Source organism: Parendozoicomonas sp. Alg238-R29, from assembly GCF_947331445.1.
Classification (GTDB): domain Bacteria; phylum Pseudomonadota; class Gammaproteobacteria; order Pseudomonadales; family Endozoicomonadaceae; genus Sansalvadorimonas.
In genome coordinates this window covers 28,721-52,839 of sequence record NZ_CAMZOG010000005.1, presented here as the reverse complement: position 1 = coordinate 52,839, position 24,119 = coordinate 28,721, and the positions used below count along the sequence as shown (strand labels likewise).

Sequence of the window (24,119 nt, the reverse complement as noted above, 5' to 3'; positions counted from 1 at the left end):
TCGCGACACCCCAGACCAATGACTACACAGACTCACTCAAAACATTGATGATCAACAGGCAGAGTCGTCAGTGTCCTCTCAGCAAACCAGAGGTAGAGCATGAAACCCCTTAAAGACAAGAGTGTCGCTTTTCATATAAGGCTCCGGGTGTTCTGCAAACCTCAGATCTGGCATATGTTGAACCAATGCAGCAAGAGCCGTTTTCATTTCCAGGCGAGCCAAATTTGCCCCCAGGCAGGCATGCACTCCCTGCCCAAACGACACATGGCGAACTTTTGGCCGGGTAATATCAAATACATCCGGGTCTTCATTAATAGCAGGGTCATGATTGGCAGCAGCAAGCCCTAACGCGATAAAATCTCCTTTACGAATAGTTCCGCCTGGCACATCAATATCATTTGTGGCGCGTCGAAATGTGAAGGGAACCGAAGAGTCGTAACGAAGAATTTCTTCAACAGCCTGCCCCGCTAACTCAGGATTTTCTTTCAATAACCGCCACTGATCAGGATGACTCAGTAACTGATAAACCCCGTTAGCAAGCAGATCAATTGTTGTTATGTGTCCTGCATTCACAATCAGACTGGCCATGCGAGTCATTTCATCAACCTCTGTCTCCCCGCTGACAACATAAGCAGCCAGCTCACTTAGAAGGTCATCGCTCGGATATTCACAGCGTTTTTCCAACAATTCTGTAAGAAAACCTCGCGTCTGCGTCGAAGCTGCAACACTGCCCATCGCCATGGGCATCGATAATTCACTCAGGTTGAATCCAAAATACTTCATAGAACGCCAGACACACTCCCGGTATTTCGGGCGCAAAGCTTCAGGAACAGCAAACAGCTTGAAAATAACTTCCGTCGGATAAAGTTCACACACATCATGGACAAGATCAAACTCGCCTTTCTCTTTACAGGGGGTCATTAACTTTAAGAAGACATCGTTAATATCCGCAGACCAACTCTCAACCCGCTCCCGCCCCATCAACGGATTCGCCATTTTACGTAATCGGGTATGTTCAGGTGGGTCCATCATCAACATCGAGCGCCCTAGCGCTTCCATCGCCGCCCTGACCCTGCGATTTTCCGCACCTTCAAACCGGCGAGAACTCATTCCTTCACGGTTAGAACTCATATCAGGATGGCGTAACAAGCCGGATACTAAATCAAACTCACTGGCAATCCAGAATTCATGGTTAGCATCATAGTAGATTGGCCCCAGCCTATGGAGATGCTTATACAAAGCAACCGGTCGCCCCATGTATTCAGCTGTCAGCAAACTTTCAGAGGGTGAGAGCATAACCAGTACCCTTATTTTTTGTGCCAACAGCTTAGTTCATAGGCAATAGTTATGATCTTACTCCCATAAAACGAATGCCAGCTACATTAGTCTTGCGCAATCTCTCTGTCAGAAACTCTTAAGAGTTCATTCATCTTTTATTCACACTCTCCGTTGCACACTTACGCTCTACCCTCTTCTCAGCCTTTTCATGGTGGATTCAGTTTTGACCTTTTTACACAGAAGAATTTTATCCAGACCAGCCCGGGCTGCTGTTGCGCTAGGCCTGATTGCAGGGCTTGCCCACTTTATTGACCTGGATGATGCTATTTTCAGGATCTATCTGGGACTGGTCACCACTGAAGAGACCAAGAACGTTTCTATCTGGCTAAATGACTATCAAATGGACGACACAATCCGTGCTATTGATGGTATAGAAGATAACTTGTCCGGTCTTACCTGGAACGACAAAACAAAAACGCTGTTCTCAGTGATTAATGGCCCAGCGCAATTGATCGAAATAGACCGACACGGAAACCTGCTCAGAAATATTGAAATGGTGGGTTTTGAGGATCTGGAAGCCATTACCTGGGCGGGTGGTAGCCGCTATCTGGTTGCGGATGAACGCAGACAAAGCGTTGTCCAGATATGGATAACTGAAGATACGAAAAAAATTGTGTACGCAGACAGCCCGAAAGTTGGTGTTGGCATACGTTCTGGAAAAAACAAAGGTTTTGAAGGGCTAGCCTGGGACACCTCAGAAAACAGCGTCTGGATTGCGAAAGAGCGTGATCCCATGATGCTATACAGCGTGAAAGGGTTCTCTGAAAATGGTCTGGATCATTCGGTAGAAATTGATCATTACGCGGAATTTAATGACGCGGTGACATCTGAGAGCAGCGACCTTTCCGGGCTCCACTATGATAGCCGTAGTGGCCATATGCTGGTTCTCAGTGACGAATCCCATCAGGTGATCGAAGTTGATCTGGAAGGTAATGTGATCAGCACCCTTGGGCTAGGAATCATCCCAAGACTTGACCAATTTATACCTCAAGCGGAAGGGGTAACAATGGACGACAACAGTGATATTTATATCGCCAGTGAACCGAATCTTCTATACCGTTTTACCAGAAAAGAAAACAATCAGGCTACAGTCGCTGGGCTGTAACCTGAATCCCGACAGTCCTTTCCGGTATTGCGGGGAGCGACAATCAGGCTACACCTCTGAATTTGTGAAGGTGGAGATGCCAGCCACCTTCAAAGGGGGACTCCAGAGACGAACACTCCCCAATATGGCGACCTTCACGATGAAGCGCTGCCATAAGTCTTGTCACTTCCATTTCCTGCTGCGGCCAGAGATCTACCAGCAATAATCCCTTACCGTGATCCAACATGTCATGGTAAGGCGACAGTCGCCAGTTATCATGATTGATACCGACTAAACCACCGACCCAAGTAAAAAACCCAAGAGTGACAAAGCACACAAAGCCAGTAATCACTCCACCCAGCTCATGGGTGCCAAACCAGTTCCAAGTTAACAAGCCAGAAAAGGTAGAAGCGATAACGCCGAAAAGAAACCCTCGTAATCCCGTGTGAATCAGATCTGTTTCTTCCAACTCCCCAACACCGTTTAAATAACGTTTCTCAACAGATGCCCGGTTTTTGTGGACAACATGCAAAGACTCATGAGCAACGCCTATATCTTCAAGATCACAGCAAGCTCTTTGTAAATCATCCAGTGAATCAAACATGTAATGGTGTTGTTTCATGATACTGCTCCTATAAAGCGCTTACTGAAAGCACAACTATCCGCAAACCAGTTCAGATCGAAGTGGTAATACCCTTTACCCATCATGAATACTTAAACACTAGATGAATCTGCCCTCTCCAATTTTCAACTTAAATACTTCTTTCGAATAAGTATCAGATTTATATAAAGCATGAGCATGAGACGGACCATGAAGACCGACTAGTATTTACTGGTTAACTGCGCTCAGAGTTTAGGATCTATAGCTTGCTTTAATAACGCTATTTGGAATGATGGATCCACAGTCTAAAGTCAAAGAAACACAATCCACTTGAGGTATGGTTATGCTCCATCACATTTGGGGAATGATGTCCCACCCTCACGAAGAATGGGACAGAATTAATGGTGAAATCAGAGACCATGGCCATGACTATCTCTGGCACCTGACAGTACTTGCGGCCATACCGGGTGCAGCCTCGTTTATTGGCGCAACAGAAGTCGGCTGGTCCCTTACCGGGCTGGATCCAGTTAAGTTAACAATGGCCAGTGCTTTGTTTATGAGTGTGGTGTCGTACTTCGCCATTATTGGTGCCATCATCGTAATGGGGATTTTTGCCCACTGGATGGCGAAAACCTTTGGCAGCAACCCTTCTTACCAGCGCTGCATTATTTTTTCGGCCTATGTAGCAACACCTCTTTACTTTTGCGGCCTTCTGGCACTCTACCCATCCCTGCCTCTCACTTTGTTCGGAATCATCGCTGGCATTGGCTATGCGACTTACCTTCTGTTTATTGGCATGCCCCATGTTATGGGAATTCCATTTGAACGTGGGTTTATGTTTGCTTCTGCGCTAGCCTGCGCCGGTCTTGTGTTATTGGTCTGCATGAAAGTCGGCTCCGCAATATTCTGGCAGTTTGGTGGTGGGCCGGTTTTTCTCAGTTAATGATCAGGTTCCACTAACTGAATCTCTACTGCGAAATTACCAGGGTACTTTCAAAGCCACTGAGTCAGATGTTGGGCTGTGAACGTACCCTGGAACAATTCCTCTCTTTATAGGCTTGGCCAAGTCTGCTAGCTTAGGCTTTTTACAAAACAGCGGATTAACAGTGGAGTACGTCAAAAAATTTCTCCGCAATCTTCAACAGCATATTGATCTTATTGATGCCCTGCACCGTAACTTTGGTTCTCTGAGTTTTTCTTCCAGAGAATTTATTGATGTTGCCCGCAACTGCATAAAAGAGAAATCAGAAGAGCACTCAAACCCGGAACTAACTGAATTATTCACCCGACTTTGCCAACTGGAAATTCTTATTCCTGTCGCCAGAGCCGAAAATCAGTTTGATTTAAACCCCACCATTCTGGATATTGTTGAGCTGATTACCGATCAGCAGCAACTGGGATTATCTGTCTCACTGAAAGCCAAGATTGATGACCTGCACAGATTAACCAAACAGTTGGGACAGGCTCTTTCGGCTAAAGACAATTATCTAGTGGTTCGCTATACCAGCCAACTTGATCGCCGCTTTCGTGATGTCCACCGGGAATTGAAAAATAATGAACAGGCTATTCTGCGCATTATTGAGGATGCCAAGAATTCTTCTCGCAGCATTCCACTGAAAGCCCGTTATACACAAGCCCTGGATGCTTGGACCCAGTACGTTCAGCCCACTGCAGATATGCTGGATGTACAGGGTGAGTATGAACGGACCCTTAAAGCCATCGAACACAACTTGCTGGATTATATGGAGCAGGCTCGCCATAACATTGGTTATTCAGAAAGTACTCGGCTTGCCCGCCTGAACTTACGATTACTGGATCTTCGTTCAGGCCTGCGTCACAGCATTGATCGCTGCTCCCGCTTGCTTGAGCCGATCTATCGGAGATTCCAGCGCAACTCAGCACTAACCCGAGGTGCCGCTATAGCCATTGCGGAAATGCGCCGTAAGAAATTCCGCTATGCCATTAGCCCCACCAAGGTTCCGCTAACCGGTAGAACCCGGCCAAACCTGACCGACAGCAACAGTTCCCTGGTCGCCTACCTCAGTGAATTAACAGCTCTGGAATCCCGTCAGTTCGATATCCCTGACGCAATAGAACAGGAAGAGGAGCAGCCGGTGACTTTTTCCATGGTTAATCAGGATATTCAACCGGCGCTTCCTGTTAATGACTGTCTGGCATGGTTGATAGAGCATTACCCAACATTGAATACCCGTCAGCTATTGGAATTTCTGGTGCGGCTAACCAATGAAACTGAAAACTTAAACAGCCAGGTCATCAGTGGCAGCTCCAATCGTTATGAAACTCGTGATCATTTCCTCACCATGGAAAGACGGACTCTAGCGCTGGAATCCAGTTAAGGCACTTTGAATTCAACATTAAACGACATAAGCAAATTAACCATGAATGACAGTTCGGAATCTACCCTGACAAAGGCCGAGCCGGCTGAGTGGCAGGCACCACAGTCTGAAAGCATTGTGGATTCTGCGGCTCCACAACTGCTTCTGGATGAAAACCTGAGCAGTCACCTGCCAAACGGACGGCAAATATACACTCGCCTTCGTGAAGGTTCACATTTATCTGCCGACAGCCCCGATCAGTTCGCTCTGTTTAAAGAGCTGGAACATCATCGAGATAGCTACACCCATTTATTTGCTTTATTGGGTTATGAACTGATTTATCACCCTGATGGTTTTTTCTATTTTGTCTATCCAGACAGTGTCACCGGTCAGTCTCTCAGTACCAGCCGCAAAGTTGCCCTGCTGGTCTACACCCTGATCGATTTCCTCCAAGACAATAATTACGATCCGGCTGCCACTATTTCCGGTGAGGCTATAGAGCTGCAGGTTATTGACGACACTCGCCGTCATTATTCTGATCTCTATGAACAGGCAGATCTTGGTAGCAGAAACGCTGTTATCACGTTGCTTGAATGGATGGCTCGCCGAGGTCTTTGCCATATGGCCTCAGAAGATCATATTCGTTTTCTTAAGCCCATAAGCCGCTTTCTGGAAGCTGCCGAACAGGTCGCGGAAAACAGTGCTGAATTAGAACGTGAAGAGATTCAACAGTCAGCAACTGGCAACCCGGAAACAGAAACAGAAACAGAAACAGAAACAGAAACAATAGAGGGCGAGAGGAATGAGTGACACAACCAGCCCTCTGAATAATCGTTATGGTATGACCCGCCTGTATCTGATTCAATCGGGAACCTATGCCTGGGGTGAGTTACCGCTGGATCGTTCCGTTTCTTTCTTTGGTTCCAACAATCGGGGAAAGTCTACGGCGATCAATGCCCTGCAGTTTATTTTCCTGCCCAACATGATGGGCAGTAAGTTTGAGAAGTACGCCAAAGACGTTACCCGGAAATTCTATTTCCCCTACGACAATAGCTACATCATTACCCAGATCACCACCCCCCACGGACCTTGGGTACTGGGCATTGCCGGTAAAGGTTCTGCCAGCGGTCATCGTTATCAACATTTTATTTACCGCGGTGAGTTCAAGCGCGAACATTTCTTTAATGAGCGCACACCACTGAAATTTGCCGATGTACGCCAGCGCATAGCCCTGACCGGAGAAAAGATTACTTTACTCAACCCGCAGGATGTTGAAGTTCTTATCAGTGGCGGACAAGGCGCTGTCAGCAGCAAAATCCGGGCAACCCTTGATCTGGTTCCAGTTGGTGGAACCCGCCGCTATCAGGTTTTTAAAAGCCTTTTCGTCAGTTTGATTACCCAGTCTGAAATCAACGCCGGGATGATTAAACAATCTTTGCTAGACGTGTTTTCTCCTCAACTGTCTGCCAACGACATGACCCAAGGCGCAATCAACTTCCATCAAAAGAAAGAAGAAGTTTTTGCCGAGTACGAGCGCTTAAAACGAGAGTTTGATGCTTTGGGCGCATCAGCATCTCATGTGGAAGCTATGCGCCATACCGGTCTGAAACGAGAAAAAGCAGCGGGGGTTGTTTTTGCTCTACAGAAAGGAATCGAAACAGATTACGAGGATTGGCTTGAAGGCATTGATAAACGCATTGAAGAGCTGGCTCAAACTCTGGCATCCGCTCAACAGACAGCAAACACCCTGAAAGAGAAGGAGGCTAGCGCGAGTCAGCAGAAAGTTCTGAAAAACCGCGAAGAAGCTCGTCTGGTTGAGCGCATTAATCGTCATGAGAAAAGTGCCCGAGCCTTTACCGAGCTGGGTAATATGTATGATATCAACAGCGTGCATGCTGATATCGAACACCTCAGGGAACGGGAAGAAAAACTTGGTGGCCAGCTGGGGGTTGCCAACCTGGGCGGAAATGAAGATTCCCTGCGTAGGGAGATGAAACAGCAGGAACAGCGCATTGAGAAGCTGGAAACGGCTATGTCTGCCGATGAAACGCTTGCAGCTTTGCTGGGACGACACTTCTCCGAAGAATCCGTTATTCAACTTGGCAAACTCATGAATGAAGGTTTGTTGATGCTGCCAGTGACCGATGATCATCCTGTGCTGAATCTCGACAACGAACAACATCTGGTTGAGGAAGCTCAACAGCTTCTTTCTCGAATGCAAGGCCACATCTTCCAGGGGGATGGTTATCGTATCCATCTGGATGAACTACCAACACCCCGCGGCCTTGTGCAGAACAAACAGGACCTTCAAAAGCAGCTTGAAGAAGAGGAGCTGCGCCTGAATGAGCTGGATCAACGTCTCAGCGCCCTGCTGGACCATCAGGAAATCAGGGAAGAGCTAAAACAGGTGCGCAGCACCATTACTCGCCGTGAACGTGAAGTGTCTGACTGGACAACCTGGCAGGACAGCATTCCCGAATATGAAAACTGGGTAGAACAACGCACGACACTTGTTGAAGAAATCCACCAGCACGACGCCGACATCACCGAGTTGAGGGAACAGCTGGAACAACTCAGCCATGATAACGAGCAACAAAGAGAAGAGTTCACCAGACTCAGCGCCAGCCGCAGAAAAGTCTGTGATCAGTGGGAACAGCTAAAAGCGCCAGAAGACAACTGGCCCGATATTATTCGCCCTTCAGAGAACTTCACAGAACGAGATCTGGAAGAACGCATCGAATTGTATCGCGAACAATGGCAAATTACCCACGATGCTACTTTACGAATGCAGACTCTGTACTCAGATATCCGTTTGAAGGGTTATCGCGCGGCAGAATCCGAGACAACGGAAGAAGCCGCCTGGCGTAAAGTGCTGGAAGACTGGGAAGCCCGCCCGGAAGTTGAACAGATGTTGATGAAATATCGCAAAACCGCGATTCTCCAACTCTCCAGTGTACTGAATGACTTTTTGCAGGATTACCTGCGCTTGGAACAGCAGGTAAATAAGTTCAACCGCAGTATTTCCCGGCGCAAGGTATCCAACCTTAAGCATTTCCGCATTCTGTTGCAGCCAGTGCAGGAACTCTATGATGCTATTCGTTATATAGTCGACACCGGCCAACTTCTTGAAGAAGATCAGCCCGGCTTGAGCTTTGATACGCCAGTGATTAACGAAGAAAAAGCCATGGATTCCACGCGTATTATTGCCAGCCGTATCAGTGAGTCCCTGAGCCTCGCCGATATTTTCACCGTCTCCTTCGAGATTGAAGATGCCACCGGCGAACTGAAGCGTTATGACAAAATTGATGATGCTGGTTCTACTGGCACCCGAAGCACGCTGAAACTGATGACGTTGATGTACCTGATCCGTCATATGATGGATTCCAAACATGCCCTTAATCAGCGTTTATTGTTCACTATTGATGAAATAGCCAGTGTTGACTCAGCCAATGCCCGTCAGCTGCTGGAAAGTGCCGAAGTTCTTGGCTTTACTCCGCTACTGACGTCCGTTTATGCGGTCGATCTGGCGCGCTATGGTATTGACGTGGTGAAAGCTCACACAGGTGTCAAACGCCAGCAGGCTCTGGTGGTCAATCAGGAAAATTGGATGACTTTGGATCCCAAGATCAAAGTGGACGTAGACAAATCTGAAGAACCGATAACAGCCTAACAACTGTGCGGGCTCACGGATGAGCCTGACTGATAAAGTAAGACAGAAATCCCATGAATGAAAAATCTCTGCAAAAACAAATCCGATTACTATCCAGACTGCTGAGTGAAGGCGGCCTGAACGACAGTGAGTGGAACAAAGGGTCTGGCTTTCATTTAAGGGAAGATATGAAAGTCTGTGGTCTTATTCAGTACGAGTCCCAATCTCAATGGGTTATTCGCACTGATCAGAAGAACAGCGTTGAAGATCGCCTGAAAGCTTTGCAAGAGCAGCTGGCCTATTTCAAAAAAACAGCGAATTCCACGAATAAGGCCAAAGGGTCGGATCAGGTCCCGACTTCTACACATAAGTATTATCTTCTGAATACTTGGAAAACTTGTCATTGGTATCACCTGGATAATCCAGAAGACAAAATCGAACTACACCAGCTCTGTCAGTTTTCAGGACCGATCTCTCTCACTTTCCACCCGGAAGATGACCTGGCCTGTGACCAGCCTTTAGCTCTGATAGAAAACATTGAACCGTTGCACTACCCGGAACAAATGCTCGGGCGAGAAAACTTCGGCTGCCTTCTGTATTACAAAGGTCAGTTGGCAGACTCCCTGCTGCGCTGGCTGACATTTCGCCAGAGAGCTCCTGAAGTCTGGCTGTTCCCCGACTATGACTATGTGGGTTTAGCCAACTATCTGAGATTGAAGGAGCACTTACCTCAGGCTCGCTTGTTTGTTCCCGAAAATATAGAAACTCTCCTGAAAAGCCGTCAGGGAAGTTCCCAGCGGGCTGTTGATCAATTCCCTTACGCTAACCTGGAGAAACTCCAAAAGAGTAGCGATAAAGATATCCAAAGAATTCTTAAAGCGATAAAACAAACTGGAAAAACCCTGAATCAGGAAACCCTTCTGATTCCTGCATAAATCAGGCGTAACACATTAGCGCCTCCCTCATACAGAGGGTAAAATATAGCCTTTTCGACTTTATGAATTTTTTGTTTTGACCCGTCCAAATTCCAAAGTTTCTTCAAAACCCCAAAAAGCAAAACTCCACCCCAGGAATCCACACCAGGGTCGATATGATCTTGATGCTCTGTGCACGGTACTTCCGGAACTGGATACTTTTATTCACTTGACCCCCTCTGGAGAAAAAACGGTAGATTTCAGTTCTGAGCAAGGCGTTATCTGTCTAAATAAAGCGTTATTGGCTTATTACTACCAAGTGCCTAACTGGCAGATACCCAAGGGCTACCTCTGCCCTCCAATTCCCGGTCGAGCCGATTACATTCATTATTTGGCTGACCTCCTGGCAATTGCTAACCACGGAACACCACCTAAAGGGCATCAGGTTCGGGCTCTGGATATAGGCACGGGCGCCAATTGTATTTACCCAATTATTGGCAGCCGCAGTTACGGCTGGCAGTTTATGGCTTCCGATATTGATCCCGTTTCAGTGAAAACGGCCAACTTGATTGCTCAGGGCAACCCCGGTTTGATTCAACAGATCAAAGTCGTTCATCAGAAAAACAGCAAACTTATTTTCCATGGCATTATCAAACCATCCAGCCGTTTTGATATCACTCTCTGCAACCCACCATTTCATGCCTCACTTGCCGATGCTCAGGCTGGCAGCTTGCGAAAATGGAACAATCTGAAGGGCAAGAACCAAAATTTTCAGGATGATCGGAAAAACAAAAGAAATTTTGGAGGTCAGAAAGCTGAACTCTGGTGTGAGGGCGGGGAAATTCGTTTTCTGAAACAGATGATTAAAGAGAGCGCTGACTTCTCCCAGCAAGTCTGCTGGTTTACCAGCCTGATTTCCAAAAAGGATAACCTCTACCCCCTGAGAAAAACACTCCAGCAACTGGGAGCGAAGCAGGTTGACGTTATAAAAATGAGTCAGGGGCAAAAAATCAGCCACATGCTGGCCTGGAGTTTTCTAAACAAACAGGAACAACAGCAGTGGAGCCAGATTTACTGGCAGAGCTAATACGGAAAACCGAGCCAAAACCAGCAACAGTCCGTACAATACCTCCGCAAGCTGCTATCAGCAGAAAATAAGAAAATTTTCCGGGGTGTACCGATGATTTTGAAACTTGTTAGAAATGCACTGGGCTATACCATTGCCGGTATCGATATACTAACCCGCCCGCGCAAGCTCAAACGTTCAAAGCAGAAGCAACAGCAGGTAGATAGTGAAACAGCCCAGATGGCTCTTTACCAGTTCTTTGGCTGTCCTTTCTGCATTAAAACCCGCAGAGCGATTCACCGCCTTAACCTAAATATTGAGTGCCGTGACGCAAACAGTGATAACGCTTTTCGAAAGGAGTTACTTGAACAGGGAGGCAAGATTCAGGTTCCCTGTCTGAAGATCACAAACGACGATGGCAACACTACCTGGCTGTATGAATCAGGCGCAATTATTGAGCATCTGGAAAGCCAATTTGGTGCTGCGGCATAAAAGGTTACTCGCTTCCTGGAAACAGCCTTTCACTGATCCAGTCACTAATAGCACTTTCGATCACATGGCGAGCCTCTCCCTGCTTGCCATGAATAGAGACTATTAGCTGGTTCAGTGCACTCTGGGATAAAGCTTCGACATCAACAGCAATACCAGTGTTTTCTATAGCTAGTTTCAAATCTTCCCGTAGCTGAGGCTGGCTCTCTGGATCCAGTTCACCTCCAGACTCAAAGAAAAATTCTTCAAAAACTCCCCCAAAACTTTCCGTCAAATCTCTTTGGGGTTCGGCAGCCTCAGTAGAAACTCTGCTTTTTAAAGCCCTTATAACAGCATCTCCACCTTCGGAGTATTTCGACTTTACTTCACCTTTACTGCCTGCTTTCTTATCTTGCTCGGTATTGGTTGGTTGTTCAGATCCAGTACTATTTGCCTTTCTAACCGGTTTTCCTTGTTGCGCTCGGATAGCTGCCAGAAGATCCTGACGAGAATCTGAAGAAGCCTGCTCTTGAACTGGTTTCTCTTCCCCTACACTCTTATCCTTTTGAATCGGCTTTCCCTGTCTTTCCCGGATAGCCGCCAAAAGATCCTGCCGCGAATCGGAAGCAAATCGCTCCTGAATCTTGGGGTCAACAACATTACCTGTTGTTTGCAGAGAAGCCGGTGATGGAGGGGACGGTATTGGAGGCGGTGGCGGTGGCGGTGGCGCAGGAGCTTCCGTTGGCGCCTGGTCTGAAGCAGGCTGAGTAAGAGGTTCTGAGTTATCAGGCTCAATACCCCATTCCTCTTCCCAGCTTTCATCATCAGCAGCAGCAATTGTTTCATCCAACCATTGTGTTAAAGCCTCAACGGCAGATATCTCACTTTCCCCCGCCGCTAACCATGAGGCCAGAGTCTTTCCGGCCTCAACAACGTCTGACTCCCCATAAGCCTGCTCATCAGTAATCCAGTTGTAAACTTCTATACCAACCGTCAAAGCCTGATCACTGGTTAACTTTTGATCAACGACAGCATCCCGGTAAGCCAGAGCCGCTGCGTGCGCTTCAACTTCCGTAGCACCTTTATCAACCAGACTCACAAACAGGTGTATGGCCACACCCGTGTCATTTTCAGAGAGCTGGGGTTTCAATTCATTTTCACGAAGATTGCCAATTACCCTGATTGAATCCTGCAACTCACCAGCAATGTTTGGCTCATCAGTATCTGACGCTGAAACAGTTTTGGCTTCTGGAGTAATGACATCAGGTCGAGAAGGTGCTGTTTGCGCCACCGTTTTTGGAACAGGAGAATCAACAGGTTTCTTCGGCTGGGCACTCTCTTGAACCGGTTTTTCAACCCCGGACTCCAGCTTCTTTTTTGTCGCACCGGGTTTCTGGGGAATAACTTCACTCCGTACAGGAACAAATGACTGTTTCCTTGGACGATAAATAGACGATGTCGTTGAATGGGAAACAGGTTTAATAGTTCGAGCTTCAACAGCCTTACTTTTAGCGGTTTCCTTTGCCTTAACGAAACTTTTTGGGGTGCTTCCTACTTGAGCGGTTGTCCGTTCCCTTATTCCTTTCTCAGGTGAATGTGCTGAAGGTTTTTGCGCAACCATGGGTTTAAACTGCGGCTGGATCTTTGGTTTTACCTCAGGTGTTTCTGCCCAGAGTGCTAAACGTTCAAGATCGGGTTCAACATTTTCTGCAAACACCTGAACTTCTGCCGTTGACCACACTTCCTTCTGCATTGTCCGGAAAGCAGCTGTCTGAGCATCACGACTTATGGCCTGCTTATCTTCACGGGCGAGATTTTCATCCAGTTTGGGGTATGCCTTGAGCACATCTGCAATGAGACTGTCTGCCTTCTTTTGCATGTCCTGATGAACAGCGTCAAGAGCCTGACGCCCTTCGGTATCAAGTTTCACGGCATAACTTTTCATATTTTCAGCAGCAAGGGATTGGGATAGCACCTGAGTAAACATAACCCCGAGAGATTTAGGGTCGAGTCGTATAAATCCTTTTTCCAAGGCCTTTGCGGAGCCTGCCGCCTTACTTGAACCAAGCACCAGAGCATTCAGTTGTTGGATAACATTTTGGGCTGTAGCATCGGCATCAACCCGACCACTTTCATCCTTAACCGGCCCAGGAACATTAAACTGTTTGGGGTGAGTTTGCTGGGTATCAAGCTGAGGGGGGCTGGGAGCTGGAAAGGACTCACTTCGTTTTACTCCAGAAGTGCCCGTTGGTTGCTGCGCAGGAGAAGAAACTGACCGTTCAATAACTTTTTTCTTCGGTTTAGTGAACTGAGAAGTAACGACTTTGAGGATATATTTAAAGGGGTTTTTTGATTTGGATACTTTTTTGCCTTTGTGGCGGCCAATAGATTCCACACTCTCAACACCTTTTCTACCAGCGGTGTGATCCACCTGAGAAGGTGAGTGTGTTCTTGTCGGCCCTGCTCCAAATTCGCTCACAACTAAGCCTTTTAAAAATAAACTGATGTTTATGCTTAATTTTAGCTGTGAATCTCAAAGATTCGTTTAAGGCGGGATAATGAAAAATTTACTGGCATACAAGCCAAGAAATGACTTTGCAATAAGCTCTCGTCCGCAAAATACAGACACATTCACACAATTGAGGGATTGATCTTTTTATGGCTGCGCCAAAAAAGTGGCATTTCTATAAAATGCTCGTTATCTAGTGAGTAGAAGATAACGGGCTTTTATAAAACAGCAATAAGCAGTTTCCCACTAAACGAGCCACTAAACGAGTGTGCCATATACTATAGGTTGATTATTCATAATTTCAGTTCGATACCTACCTATATATTGCTCAACCTTTTCACCATCCCCCGGAAAGGCACTCCGCAAGCATGAAATAAAAAACGCCTTTCTCTCTCGCTTAAATGCGACAATCATTTCCGGTGAATAAGGTCGCCCTTCCATTTTAAAAACCTTTTCACTTACTTTCGTAACATAGTTTTCCACAACAGACGCTTCATCCTCTTCCGATATTGCGTCCATCAACTCTGAGATTAAAACTTCATCCTCACCGGTGGAAGAAAAGGGGAAATGTCCTGTCCCCTCGGATGTTACCGTCTTTGGGGTTGCGCCACTTTTAATGGGTTCAAGAGTGTCTGCGCTACGAATCAGGAGGGGATCTGGCTTCGACACAACTCGCGCTAAATGAGTGTCAGAAGCGTGTTGATACTGACCCCTAAGAGGAACCATTTGGGATGATGACCAGTGTTCACTACTTCGACGTGTTCGCTGCCTTCCCACACCAACATGAGCCAGAGCTGGTAAAGAGTTACTGCGACGCTTGTTCAAGGTACCGGATTCATGAGGATCATGAGCATAATAAACCTTGGCGTATTTCAGAACGCTTCGAGTGTCAGAACGACTCAGTTGGGATCCCTTACAATAACGTTGAACTTGTAATTCCCATTCACCTGACAGTGGCTTTGCCAAGATAGCAAGCTCCATCTGCGTCATAATAAGTGGCATACCATTACCTGTTTTGATACCCAGTGATTTGGCCAGTTTTTCCCGCCCAGCTGTAGAAATATATATACCCTTAAACTGTTGCTGTTTCGCACGATGGCGGAAAGATCTGCGAACACGGCTTATCCTGGATTTCTCCACAAGACGTTCCATGTATGGCTCTACAGTCTCTCCTGTCAAGTCATCGCGGGAGCTGTAAGTAGTAATATGGAGCATGTTATCCTTTGACTTATATCGTTGTAATTTGGACGGCTTCAGTTCAATATCCTGCGTTCTCGCATACTTAACATTTGTAACTACACACTCATTATCTTGCGTATAGATGAGGCGACACGCATTTTCACCGATATTTAAATCAATTCCACCCGGCTCTTCACGGAACTGGCACAGGTAATGAGGCAGTGGCCGACAATTACCAAAATCTATAGCCTTCTTTGATTGACATTCTGAAACAGCCTTTAGAACAGCTGCAGTCCTGTCATTCTTATCAGCATATTCCGTTTGAATCATTTGCAACAACATCTGTTGTTCACTCGCATCATCAAAGTAATCAGCAATCGTTTTGGGTTGCTTAATAATTAAATCTGTAATAACGGAGTTCTGGCCATCGTTGAAACCATTCTTTTTAGCAGAGGCAGATCTTGATTTTGCCTCCGAAGCAATCAGCTTACCTGCGGCCTTGGCTCTCTCTATGCGTTTTTTATTTTTTTCCTCGTTAAGTAACTCCTCTCTCTCTTTTCTATTGAGCAGTCGGTTAATATCAATATCAACTTCAACCCTTGTGACGACTACACCTTCACTCCTACAAACAGCCAGAACTCTTATCGTAAAATAGGTATCTGCACGATATAACTTTTTCTCAGTATCGCTGGCTCTGAAATGCTCATAATGCTTCTGTCCAATCAGCTCTACCTGTCCATCGCCCCAGGAATTGATTTTTATACTTCCCTGATTCTTCTGCCCTTGGCCACGCACTGTCTGGTCAACAGGTATAAAAGCGACATTGCATCGTGGAAACAGCTTTGTTTTGGCATTGAGGTAAATTTCATTAAGCGACCCCTGGGTTATAGAGCCAGCAGCCAAGCCAAGCAGTTCGTCTGGTAAGCCAAGCACCTGACTAAGGACAAAGTTTAATTGTTGCCCTGTTGCAACTGAAGCCAGATAGTCTGACTGCACGTTCGCTCGCTCGCCATCCTCCAAACCGTTACCAACTTGAGAAGCTTTTCTGTTATGCCTTTCTGTTGATTCAGCCTTGCTCGTCACAGGCTCCTGAACCATCCTATTAACATGATCCTCATAGGTCTTCAAGAAAGCCGATGTAGAGAATACTGGAAGCAATGGCAAATCATCCCCTGCATACATCTGCACTTCACAATCAAATCGAGAAGCATCACTTGCCAGGGAATCCTCATCATCTTGCAGCTGACTGGCAATAATCTCTTGTGTTTCTCTACTCATTTTCATCCAGTTGCTTCGACCAGACAGTGCAAAGGCTTTCGCGGCCTGCATCCTCACAAAAAAAGAAGCAGCGAGATCTTTATAACAGTCGTCAGGAATAGCAATCTGCTTACCATCAACCCGCAGGCGTGCATCAAAAGGAACAGCGTAATCTCCGGGTTCTTTATCCCAGGGAAAATCAGGGATTTTAAATTCAGGGCTCGTATCACAGCTTGGATTCGTTACCTCTCCCGTCGCCAACCCATCTGATGAAACAAGGTGTTGCAACATTTTATCCAGAAGTACCATGTTCTTCTCCATAGTATCCTGTGTAATAGCAAAGCTTTCCTGGGCTCTCTTCTTTGCAGAAACCTCATCCCATAACTGTTTGGATACCGTTGGCTGGCAATGAAATAAAGGAAACTTTTTATGCACCTCATCTCTGATAATTTCCAGCTTTTCCCTGAGTTCTTTCTTATCGACTGTATGTGTTTTGGAATTCCTTTTGACTTTATACTTTCTAGAAAGCTCCAAGAACTCTTTAAGGGTTTGTTCTTCTTCAGTCAGTGTTGACTGTGCAGTTGCACCACTCCCACTAAAACTCCAGCGCCCATGTGCAGGCTTTAGTTTATCGCACAAGGCCTTATAAATCCGCTTCCTCGCATAGTGCATATCCGGATCAACAAGAAACAGTGTTAAAAGACCACTCTGCCCCAGATAATTTACCGGTGATATTGTTGCACCTAATTGTTTTATATGTTTTTCAAGCTCCGCTCTATCTAAAGGAAGATCATCACTAATGGAAGCGGTGGATGATGACAACGGAGAGTGACTGCCCGATGGTGAGAGCAGATGAAGACTGGCTGAAGACGCTGTGGCTGAAGTTGCTGAAGACACTGTGGCTGAAGAAGGGCCACTTCCAGGACTTAATAAGCTGCCACTACTAACATGCTGGGGTGAACCAGTTCCTGTAGATAAACTTCTCGTATATCGTCTATTAGGGTCGACGGCTTGTGCTTGCGTATCTGATAAAAAATGCTGATGTTTTGCGCCAGATGAAGTGTGAGAAGGTTCCATAGAAACAACGACTCTGGGGCCTAAAGAGTATCTAGGGACGATCTTCCGCTGCTGAAATTGTCTACTATCATTACTCTGAAACAGGTTATCGAGCGACACTCCTCGCGCGCTCGTAGTGTGTAAACCTCTTCCTATCCCCCCAGATTTGTCCATGTTCATCCTCACATAAAAATATTCAATGAAGCACTATGGACAATTATTATTCTGGAAGTATCAATTCTAGAAAGAATTTGTTGGCCTGACTCCCACCACTGTTAGTATTCGTTGCAAGAGAATTATTTTCTGACCGCATTGCTTCTCATGATTGCTTCTCATGATTGCTTGTCATGGTTGTTGTCGCATTGGTCTTCTCAAAAATCACTGCACACTTATACAGAGTCTCTTTTTTCCAGTTCTTGAACAACGGCATGTTGACACTCTGGACAGTAACTTTTTACTCTTCGATATACTGACTGTTTTGAGAGCAGCGCTCTTCCAGTGAATTAACCAGTGAATTAATGTCTTCCTCATTGCTAACCACAAAGGCAGCATAACGATCAGTTGCATCCAAACTACTCTCTATCAGCACTCGCCACTTACCAGAAAACTCATTATTTTCCGGGGAGATTTGCGGGTGAACCGCCAACATAAAGTCATACCTCTTGGCTAAAGAAAGCGAGCCTTCCGGAGAGACATTCATTGTTATTTGAAACAAGTCTTTATAACCGCTTTGTTCTAAACATTGAGGATATAAAACATATTGAGCAGCTATTTTCCAAAGGAAGTCATGCCCATATTATGTTGTTGTATTCTCAACATCTTCCAAGACGCTTTGTAGTCTTTCAAACTCATAGAAATAGTTATTGACTGGCACTATGACAGAAGAAACCTCTCTGCTGCCTTGCGGCAATACATTTTCCATAAGTGCTTGAAAAGAATTCTGTGCGTAGGGACTTAAACGAACAGCAGCTTCATAAGCTTTTATTACACTCCTTTTAAGAGTGGCTGCCGGCAGTTGATGCCTAAGAACTTGTTCCATGGCTTTTTCAGCATTATCAGTATGCTGAATGGCATTCTTGTATTCTTCCAGAATACAAATTGCTTTTTGAGGTAGGGCGCCCCGGTCAAAAGAGAGAGCCACACTATAAAAAGTTCCACGAACTCACTGGATGTTACACATGCTCACAGCAGCCTTCTGGCCTCTTTGGCTTTTTCTCCTAGACTGACTCTCCTCCATTAAAAAGCTTATCGCTCGTGGGAGATCAGCAGCCCCCATGAAATCTGTAATATTAACAATCACAATTACACTAACCCTGCTTGGCGTAACCTCTGCCAGTTTTGCCCTGTCTTCCGGGGAGCGCCCTCCTTTGTCTTTTATTCCGGAAGATATTCATGTGCCCAAAGAAGCGAGGACAAACGGATTTACCCAAACAATTGTCCCAGGTGAGGTAATTGTCAGCATTAAACCTGCGCCAGAGGGGCTTGAGAATATCAATCTGGATAACAGCCCTCCTAGAAAGAAGAAAACAAAAAAGCCGTCAAACCTGAAAAGATTAAGACAGCTTTATTTTCTCCCCCTGCTTCATCCAATCAGCGGAGGGAGACGCTAAGGCAGAACTACCGGGAACAGGGAGTTCCCAGAGAGATCAGGGTCGGAGCGGCCTCCGGCTTGACCCACTGATACCAAACGCCATCGCTAGCCCGGTCACACCCTCCACAACTTTGAGTGCAGGGAGATTCGACTCTCATAATCTGCCCCTTTCTCAACCAGTGGGTCAGCATCCCAGACATAACACCTTCCTCTGTATCGAAATGGTTGGCCAGCTCATAAAGGCTGACCATTCCATCTTTCGATACCAGGAAACGACGGATATCACTTAGCACCAACAGCACCTGCCATGTTCAACCGGGCTTCCCGCAGCCCTGCCTTTCGCAGGACAACCAGAACACCCACAAAGATCAAACCAAATACCGTCAGCCAGCTTGCAGAAGAACCCGGATGCTGACTGAAGGTCACGATCTGGTAGTAAGAAGACGCCACAGTGTAGCCTGCATAGGTAGACCAGGCACCGACCAGCCACATCCAGCTTCGTCCGGCTTCACGGTTCACTGCACCCATGGCCGCTACACAAGGAGCATAGAGCAGAACCATCAGCAGGTAAGCAAAGGCTGAAGCTTCACTTTTAAACTGGGTACGCATGGTTTCGTAGGTTCCTACGCTTACTCCCTGTTCCTCAGCGGCTTCTTCCACATTGTCGGTGGTACCAACATTCAGGCTCAGAGGATCGGCCAGAGCACCGGCAATACCTGCCAGATTCTCAGGGATAGTCGCCAGGGCTTCATTTACGCCAGCCATCAGGTCGAATTCGTGTGCGCCCCCTCCTTCCTCAGACATGTTGCTGTACAAAGAATCCAGAGTACCTACAACCGCTTCCTTAGCGAACAGACCGGTGAACAGGCCTACAGCTGCTGGCCAGTTTTCCTGCTCCATGCCCATTGGTGCAAAAACCGGGGTAATTGCTTGACCGATATGGCTAAGCACAGAGCGTTCGGTGTTCTCATTACCAAAAGAGCCATCAGTACCCAGAGAGTTCAGCACACCCAGAACCGCAACAACTATAACGATGGTTTTACCAGCGCGAACAATGAAAGACTTCAGACGATCCCAGGTACGCAGCAGAATGCCTCGGAAGGCTGGCAGATGGTAACGTGGCAGTTCCATAACAAAAGGCGTTGCCTCACCTGGCAGCAGGGTATGCTTCATAATCAGGCCGGTAATAACTGCTACAGCAATACCAGTAAGATACAGAGCAAACACTATGTTCTGACCACTGTCCGGGAAGAACACCACGGCAAACAGTGCGTAAACAGGTAAACGGGCTCCGCAGGACATGAACGGATTCATCAGAATCGTCAGCTTACGGTCACGTTCCTGTTCCAGGGTACGGGTTGCCATAATCGCGGGTACGTTACAGCCAAAACCAACCAGAACAGGAACAAACGCTTTACCAGGCAGACCCAGCGCACGCATAGCACGGTCCATAACAAAGGCCGCACGAGCCATGTAACCGGAATCTTCCAACAGAGACAGCACAAGATACAGAGCCGCAATAACCGGAATAAAGGTAGAAACTGTTTGGATACCGCCACCAATACCATCAGACAATATGGTGGTCAGGAATTCAGGAGATCCCACTCCTTCGAGCAGGTGGCGCATACCATCTACAAAAAGAGTACCTACCAGAATATCGAAGAAATCGATAAATGCGCTGCCCACATGGATAGAGAACAGGAACATCAGGTACATAATGCCGAAGAAAATTGGCAAGCCCAGGGCACGGCTTAGAACCACTGAGTCAATCTTCTCAGTCAGGGATTTGCTGATGCTCTGACTACGGAAAACCGTATCGCTGGTCAGGGTATCAATGAATTGATAGCGGGCATCGGCAAAGAGAATATCAACCTCTTCTTCCCCGGCAGCCTGTAGCTCATTGCGGGTGCCAATGACTTCAGCCATGGATTCAGCAGACATCACACTTTCAAGGCTTTGATCACCTTCCAGCAGGCGGCCAGCCAGCCAGCGCTTACACACATTGAGCTCAGCTGCTTTCACGCCAACAACCGGTTTGAGCTGTTCCAGCGCATGTTCAATAGCGCCGGTATAACAAACTTTTACTCGCTCATCCTTCCTACCGGCCAGATAAGTTTCTATTGCCTTTTTGAGTGGATCAACACCTTCGCTGCGGCTGGCAATAACGGGAATAACATCACAGCCCAGCCCCTTAGCCAACGCCTCGGCATCAATCTTTACGCCCTTCTCCTCGGCCACATCCATCATATTCAGAACCACCAGCATAGGGCGATTCATTTCCAACAGCTGGGTGGTCAGATAAAGGTTACGTTCAATATTGCCAGCATCAATAATATTGATGTAGAGATCTGCTTCATCAGCCAGCACATAATCACGGGCCAGCTTCTCATCAATAGCAGTATTACCAATACCTACATCAAGGGAGTAGGTTCCGGGAAGGTCAACCAGCTCAATATCCCGACCTGCGAAGGCGTAGACACCAGTTTTCTTTTCAACGGTTACCCCAGGCCAGTTACCAACCTGCTGCCTGGCACCGGTCAAGCTGTTAAAGAGTGTTGTTTTACCGCAGTTCGGGTTACCGAGTACAGCTACAGTTGCCTGCACCATTGCATGCCTCCTTCTCGATGAGAATGCACTGGGCTTCATCCCGGCGCAGACTTAAACTGAAACCACGAACTTCAAGCTCAACCGGATCACCCATCGGGGCTCTGCGGACAACTTTCAACCCGGTTCCAGGGGTTAACCCCATGGCCAGTAGTTGACGGCGATAGCCACCGCCACCGGCATAACCGGATACCCGTCCGGCATCGCCGACACCCAGATCACCCAGTGTTAATGACATTAAGAGCTCCTTACTTCTGGCAACATGGGGCGGCCTAACGGCCACCAAAGCAGGTTCATACAACAAGAGTCGTTGTTTATTCGTTTAGCTGCATAAACTGCCAGCCTAGAATATAGAGGTAATGAGAAGCGTTCGCATCAGCAATGATCGGTAAATTGCTACGTGAACCCGCATTTCATGTTATGAATTGTTATTGCGAATCATACGCAATACCACTCAAGCCTCTTTTGACCTGCATCAACCTTTAGACTTTGGTCTAAACCACCACGCCGGTGCGACCATAGTTGCATGGCAAGCAACGAACCCTGCTCATAGACTTCAAGGCATTCCAGTTAAACACGGAGAGCACAGATATGAGCATGATAGGGAACAGAATTAACAGCAGTGTAAATTTCATGGCGTCCACATTTCTGGATACTGCAGATGCAATCAGCAGCGGCTGGAAACAATTGAAGAACGCATGCAGCCACTTAAAAGACCTGATCAGCAATACCGCCCCCTTTAAAGCGATCAGCAAGCGTTTGTGCGAACCCAACGGTCAGGGTGTTCTCTACATTGCCAGCACAACCGCTTCACCAGAGCGAGCCATCATTCTGGAAGCCAAGAAAGAACTTACCGTGCTGGACAAGGCGGCTGTAGATTTTGGTACAGCATTAAGTGAAGCAAACGCCAAATTAAGGGAAGCCAATAGTGACAACGCCCAGATGACCCACGACCTGCAAGATCTTAAAACAAGACTCCAGACTGCGCAGGATGAGGCATTGGAGCTAAACAATGAGAAGGAAGCGATCAGAGAAGTACTGGACAGCGCTAACGGAAAAAATTCTGATCTGACCACAGAGCTTGCGAGGTTGAAGCTTGAGCTTGAAACACTCAAAGAAAGGCAGCAGGCTGTCTTCAAGATGGTTGGTGGTCTTACTCATCAAATCACCACGGTTGTGGCAGCCACGGAGATGTAAGGTTAGAGCCAAACCGCATAAAAAAACCCAGCGCTTACGCTGGGTTTTTTATCTGCCTTCAATAGCCAATCAGCAATTACATAGCAGCACTGTAGATAGCGATAACCTCTTCCAGATTCGCTTGCTTAGGGTTGGTCAAACCACAAGCGTCCTGCAGAGCATTAGTCGCCAGAACTTCGAAGTCTTCTTCCTTCACACCCAGCTCAGTCAGGCCAGCAGGAATACCGATATCAGCAGACAGGCGCTTGATAGCAGACAGCGCTTTTTCAGCAGCTTCTACATCAGTCAGACCTTCAACATTTTCACCCATAGCTACAGCCACATCGGCCAGTCTCTCAGGACGAACACGGGCATTGTAAGCCTGTACGTGAGGCAACAGAACCGCGTTGCAAACACCGTGAGGCAGGTCGTAGAAACCACCCAGCTGGTGAGCCATAGCGTGAACGTAACCAAGACTGGCATTGTTAAACGCCATACCGGCCAGCAGCTGTGCGTAAGCCATCTGCTCACGGGCTTCCATATCGGCACCGTTACCAACGGCACGACGCAAGAAGCGGGCAATCAGTTCAATCGCTTTCAGAGCGCTGCAATCGGTCACAGGAGTGGCGATAGTAGATACGTAAGCTTCAATAGCGTGAGTCAATGCATCCATACCGGTGGCAGCCGTCAGGGAAGCAGGCATACCCTTCATCAGCTCAGGATCGTTAACAGACATCACTGGAGTGGTGTTCTTATCAACAATCGCCATCTTCACATGACGCTCTTCGTCAGTGATAATGCAGAAACGGGTAATTTCAGAAGCAGTACCCGCAGTTGTGTTAATAGCAACCAGCGGCAATTGCGGCTTGGAAGATACATTTACACCTTCATAATCCTTGATGGCACCACCGTTCGTAGCAACCAGAGCGATACCCTTGGCACAGTCGTGTGGAGAACCACCACCCAAAGAGATAACGAAGTTACATTCGTTTTCTTCCAACAGCGTCAGGCCTTCAGCAACGTTGCTACAGGTTGGGTTAGGCTGAGTGTCATCAAAAATAACGCTGGCAATACCTTTAGCGCCCAGTTGTTCTGTTACGTCTGCAACCAGACCAATTTTGTTCAGAACTTCGTCAGTAACAACCAACGCTTTTGTTAACCCCAGACTGACGATATCATTCATCGCGCCTTCGAGGCAGCCTTCACCCATGTGGTTAACAGGAGGCATAAAGAATGAAAATGCGGCCATGATAGCTCCTTTTTTTTAAACAAAAGCTTAAACAGAAAGGTT

Annotated in this window: 20 protein-coding genes; 10 read left to right on the top strand and 10 right to left on the bottom strand. The window is 47.0% G+C overall.

The genetic code is table 11. The annotated features are described in order from the left end of the window. Positions 1–78: 78 nt before the first annotated feature. On the bottom strand, positions 79–1,296 hold the full coding sequence (locus QMA35_RS02165; protein WP_281645489.1) for a cytochrome P450: 1,218 nt from the start codon (positions 1,294–1,296) through the stop codon (positions 79–81). A 205-nt stretch (positions 1,297–1,501) separates the two neighbouring features. Here QMA35_RS02165 and QMA35_RS02160 point away from each other — a divergent pair, with 205 nt between their 5' ends. Beyond that, positions 1,502–2,443: an SdiA-regulated domain-containing protein gene (locus tag QMA35_RS02160; RefSeq protein ID WP_281645488.1), complete on the top strand. Its 942-nt coding sequence runs from the start codon at positions 1,502–1,504 to the stop codon at positions 2,441–2,443. A gap of 43 nt (positions 2,444–2,486) precedes the next feature. Here the strand turns inward: QMA35_RS02160 and QMA35_RS02155 are convergent, their stop codons facing one another. Further along, entirely contained in the window at positions 2,487–3,044 is a 558-nt protein-coding gene (locus QMA35_RS02155; protein ID WP_281645487.1) for a hypothetical protein, read from the bottom strand. 322 nt (positions 3,045–3,366) lie between these two features. On the opposite strand from QMA35_RS02155, the gene QMA35_RS02150 reads away from it, so the two are divergent. The 7 genes from QMA35_RS02150 to QMA35_RS02120 all read left to right on the top strand — a co-directional run bounded on the left by QMA35_RS02150 (position 3,367) and on the right by QMA35_RS02120 (position 11,480). Beyond that, entirely contained in the window at positions 3,367–3,966 is a 600-nt protein-coding gene (locus QMA35_RS02150; protein ID WP_281645486.1) for a Yip1 family protein, read from the top strand. Positions 3,967–4,129: 163 nt separating this feature from the next. Beyond that, a complete protein-coding gene (locus tag QMA35_RS02145) occupies positions 4,130–5,380 on the top strand; it encodes a hypothetical protein (protein ID WP_281645485.1) in 1,251 nt (416 codons plus the stop codon). A 42-nt stretch (positions 5,381–5,422) separates the two neighbouring features. Continuing rightward, positions 5,423–6,169: a hypothetical protein gene (locus QMA35_RS02140; RefSeq protein WP_281645484.1), complete on the top strand. Its 747-nt coding sequence runs from the start codon at positions 5,423–5,425 to the stop codon at positions 6,167–6,169. Further along, positions 6,162–9,029 carry a hypothetical protein gene (locus QMA35_RS02135; protein WP_281645483.1) on the top strand — a complete coding sequence of 956 codons (2,868 nt, stop codon included), beginning with the start codon at positions 6,162–6,164 and terminating at the stop codon, positions 9,027–9,029. The genes QMA35_RS02140 and QMA35_RS02135 overlap by 8 nt, the downstream gene beginning before the upstream one ends. A gap of 53 nt (positions 9,030–9,082) precedes the next feature. Further along, on the top strand, positions 9,083–9,943 hold the full coding sequence (locus tag QMA35_RS02130; RefSeq protein ID WP_281645482.1) for a hypothetical protein: 861 nt from the start codon (positions 9,083–9,085) through the stop codon (positions 9,941–9,943). A 76-nt stretch (positions 9,944–10,019) separates the two neighbouring features. Beyond that, a complete protein-coding gene (gene rlmF, locus QMA35_RS02125; protein WP_281645481.1) occupies positions 10,020–11,009 on the top strand; it encodes a 23S rRNA (adenine(1618)-N(6))-methyltransferase RlmF in 990 nt (329 codons plus the stop codon). A 93-nt stretch (positions 11,010–11,102) separates the two neighbouring features. Continuing rightward, positions 11,103–11,480 carry a glutathione S-transferase N-terminal domain-containing protein gene (locus QMA35_RS02120; RefSeq protein ID WP_281645480.1) on the top strand — a complete coding sequence of 126 codons (378 nt, stop codon included), beginning with the start codon at positions 11,103–11,105 and terminating at the stop codon, positions 11,478–11,480. Positions 11,481–11,484: 4 nt separating this feature from the next. On the opposite strand, the gene QMA35_RS02115 is transcribed toward QMA35_RS02120, so the two are convergent. From QMA35_RS02115 to QMA35_RS02100, 4 genes are all read right to left on the bottom strand, one after another. Further along, on the bottom strand, positions 11,485–13,935 hold the full coding sequence (locus QMA35_RS02115; protein ID WP_281645479.1) for a hypothetical protein: 2,451 nt from the start codon (positions 13,933–13,935) through the stop codon (positions 11,485–11,487). A 288-nt stretch (positions 13,936–14,223) separates the two neighbouring features. Beyond that, positions 14,224–17,478, bottom strand: a complete 3,255-nt coding sequence (locus tag QMA35_RS02110) for a hypothetical protein (RefSeq protein WP_281645478.1) — start codon at positions 17,476–17,478, stop codon at positions 14,224–14,226. A gap of 433 nt (positions 17,479–17,911) precedes the next feature. Further along, complete coding sequence (locus QMA35_RS02105; protein ID WP_281645477.1) at positions 17,912–18,172, bottom strand: hypothetical protein; 261 nt, start codon at positions 18,170–18,172, stop codon at positions 17,912–17,914. A gap of 81 nt (positions 18,173–18,253) precedes the next feature. After that, a complete protein-coding gene (locus tag QMA35_RS02100) occupies positions 18,254–18,598 on the bottom strand; it encodes a hypothetical protein (protein WP_281645476.1) in 345 nt (114 codons plus the stop codon). 133 nt (positions 18,599–18,731) lie between these two features. Here QMA35_RS02100 and QMA35_RS02095 point away from each other — a divergent pair, with 133 nt between their 5' ends. After that, positions 18,732–19,067, top strand: a complete 336-nt coding sequence (locus tag QMA35_RS02095) for a hypothetical protein (RefSeq protein WP_281645475.1) — start codon at positions 18,732–18,734, stop codon at positions 19,065–19,067. A 7-nt stretch (positions 19,068–19,074) separates the two neighbouring features. Here QMA35_RS02095 and QMA35_RS02090 read toward each other — a convergent pair whose 3' ends face one another. Genes QMA35_RS02090 through QMA35_RS02080 form a run of 3 tightly spaced genes read right to left on the bottom strand, consistent with a single transcriptional unit; the run spans position 19,075 to position 21,890 of the window. After that, positions 19,075–19,341 carry a FeoC-like transcriptional regulator gene (locus tag QMA35_RS02090; RefSeq protein ID WP_281645474.1) on the bottom strand — a complete coding sequence of 89 codons (267 nt, stop codon included), beginning with the start codon at positions 19,339–19,341 and terminating at the stop codon, positions 19,075–19,077. Further along, positions 19,331–21,655, bottom strand: coding sequence for a Fe(2+) transporter permease subunit FeoB (gene feoB, locus QMA35_RS02085; RefSeq protein WP_281645473.1), 2,325 nt, complete (start codon positions 21,653–21,655; stop codon positions 19,331–19,333). The genes QMA35_RS02090 and feoB overlap by 11 nt, the downstream gene beginning before the upstream one ends. Further along, positions 21,624–21,890: a FeoA family protein gene (locus QMA35_RS02080; protein ID WP_281645472.1), complete on the bottom strand. Its 267-nt coding sequence runs from the start codon at positions 21,888–21,890 to the stop codon at positions 21,624–21,626. Before QMA35_RS02080 ends, feoB begins: the two co-directional genes overlap by 32 nt. Before the next feature lie 395 nt (positions 21,891–22,285). On the opposite strand from QMA35_RS02080, the gene QMA35_RS02075 reads away from it, so the two are divergent. After that, the gene (locus QMA35_RS02075) at positions 22,286–22,849 is read left to right on the top strand and encodes a hypothetical protein (protein ID WP_281645471.1); all 564 of its coding nucleotides are present in this window, start codon (positions 22,286–22,288) and stop codon (positions 22,847–22,849) included. 76 nt (positions 22,850–22,925) lie between these two features. Here QMA35_RS02075 and yiaY read toward each other — a convergent pair whose 3' ends face one another. After that, the gene (gene yiaY / locus QMA35_RS02070) at positions 22,926–24,077 is read right to left on the bottom strand and encodes an L-threonine dehydrogenase (RefSeq protein ID WP_281645470.1); all 1,152 of its coding nucleotides are present in this window, start codon (positions 24,075–24,077) and stop codon (positions 22,926–22,928) included. Positions 24,078–24,119: the final 42 nt, after the last annotated feature.

Bases quoted from the DNA above. Each gene is read 5' to 3' on its own strand.
- QMA35_RS02165 (WP_281645489.1), bottom strand. From the start codon at position 1,296: ATGCTCTCACCCTCTGAAAGTTTGCTGACAGCTGAATACATGGGGCGA.
- QMA35_RS02140 (WP_281645484.1), top strand. From the start codon at position 5,423: ATGAATGACAGTTCGGAATCTACCCTGACAAAGGCCGAGCCGGCTGAG.
- QMA35_RS02095 (WP_281645475.1), top strand. From the start codon at position 18,732: ATGAAATCTGTAATATTAACAATCACAATTACACTAACCCTGCTTGGC.
- QMA35_RS02155 (WP_281645487.1), bottom strand. From the start codon at position 3,044: ATGAAACAACACCATTACATGTTTGATTCACTGGATGATTTACAAAGA.
- QMA35_RS02150 (WP_281645486.1), top strand. From the start codon at position 3,367: ATGCTCCATCACATTTGGGGAATGATGTCCCACCCTCACGAAGAATGG.
- QMA35_RS02080 (WP_281645472.1), bottom strand. From the start codon at position 21,890: ATGTCATTAACACTGGGTGATCTGGGTGTCGGCGATGCCGGACGGGTA.
- QMA35_RS02110 (WP_281645478.1), bottom strand. From the start codon at position 17,478: ATGGAACCTTCTCACACTTCATCTGGCGCAAAACATCAGCATTTTTTA.
- feoB (WP_281645473.1), bottom strand. From the start codon at position 21,655: ATGGTGCAGGCAACTGTAGCTGTACTCGGTAACCCGAACTGCGGTAAA.
- QMA35_RS02130 (WP_281645482.1), top strand. From the start codon at position 9,083: ATGAATGAAAAATCTCTGCAAAAACAAATCCGATTACTATCCAGACTG.
- yiaY (WP_281645470.1), bottom strand. From the start codon at position 24,077: ATGGCCGCATTTTCATTCTTTATGCCTCCTGTTAACCACATGGGTGAA.
- QMA35_RS02120 (WP_281645480.1), top strand. From the start codon at position 11,103: ATGATTTTGAAACTTGTTAGAAATGCACTGGGCTATACCATTGCCGGT.
- QMA35_RS02135 (WP_281645483.1), top strand. From the start codon at position 6,162: ATGAGTGACACAACCAGCCCTCTGAATAATCGTTATGGTATGACCCGC.
- QMA35_RS02075 (WP_281645471.1), top strand. From the start codon at position 22,286: ATGGCGTCCACATTTCTGGATACTGCAGATGCAATCAGCAGCGGCTGG.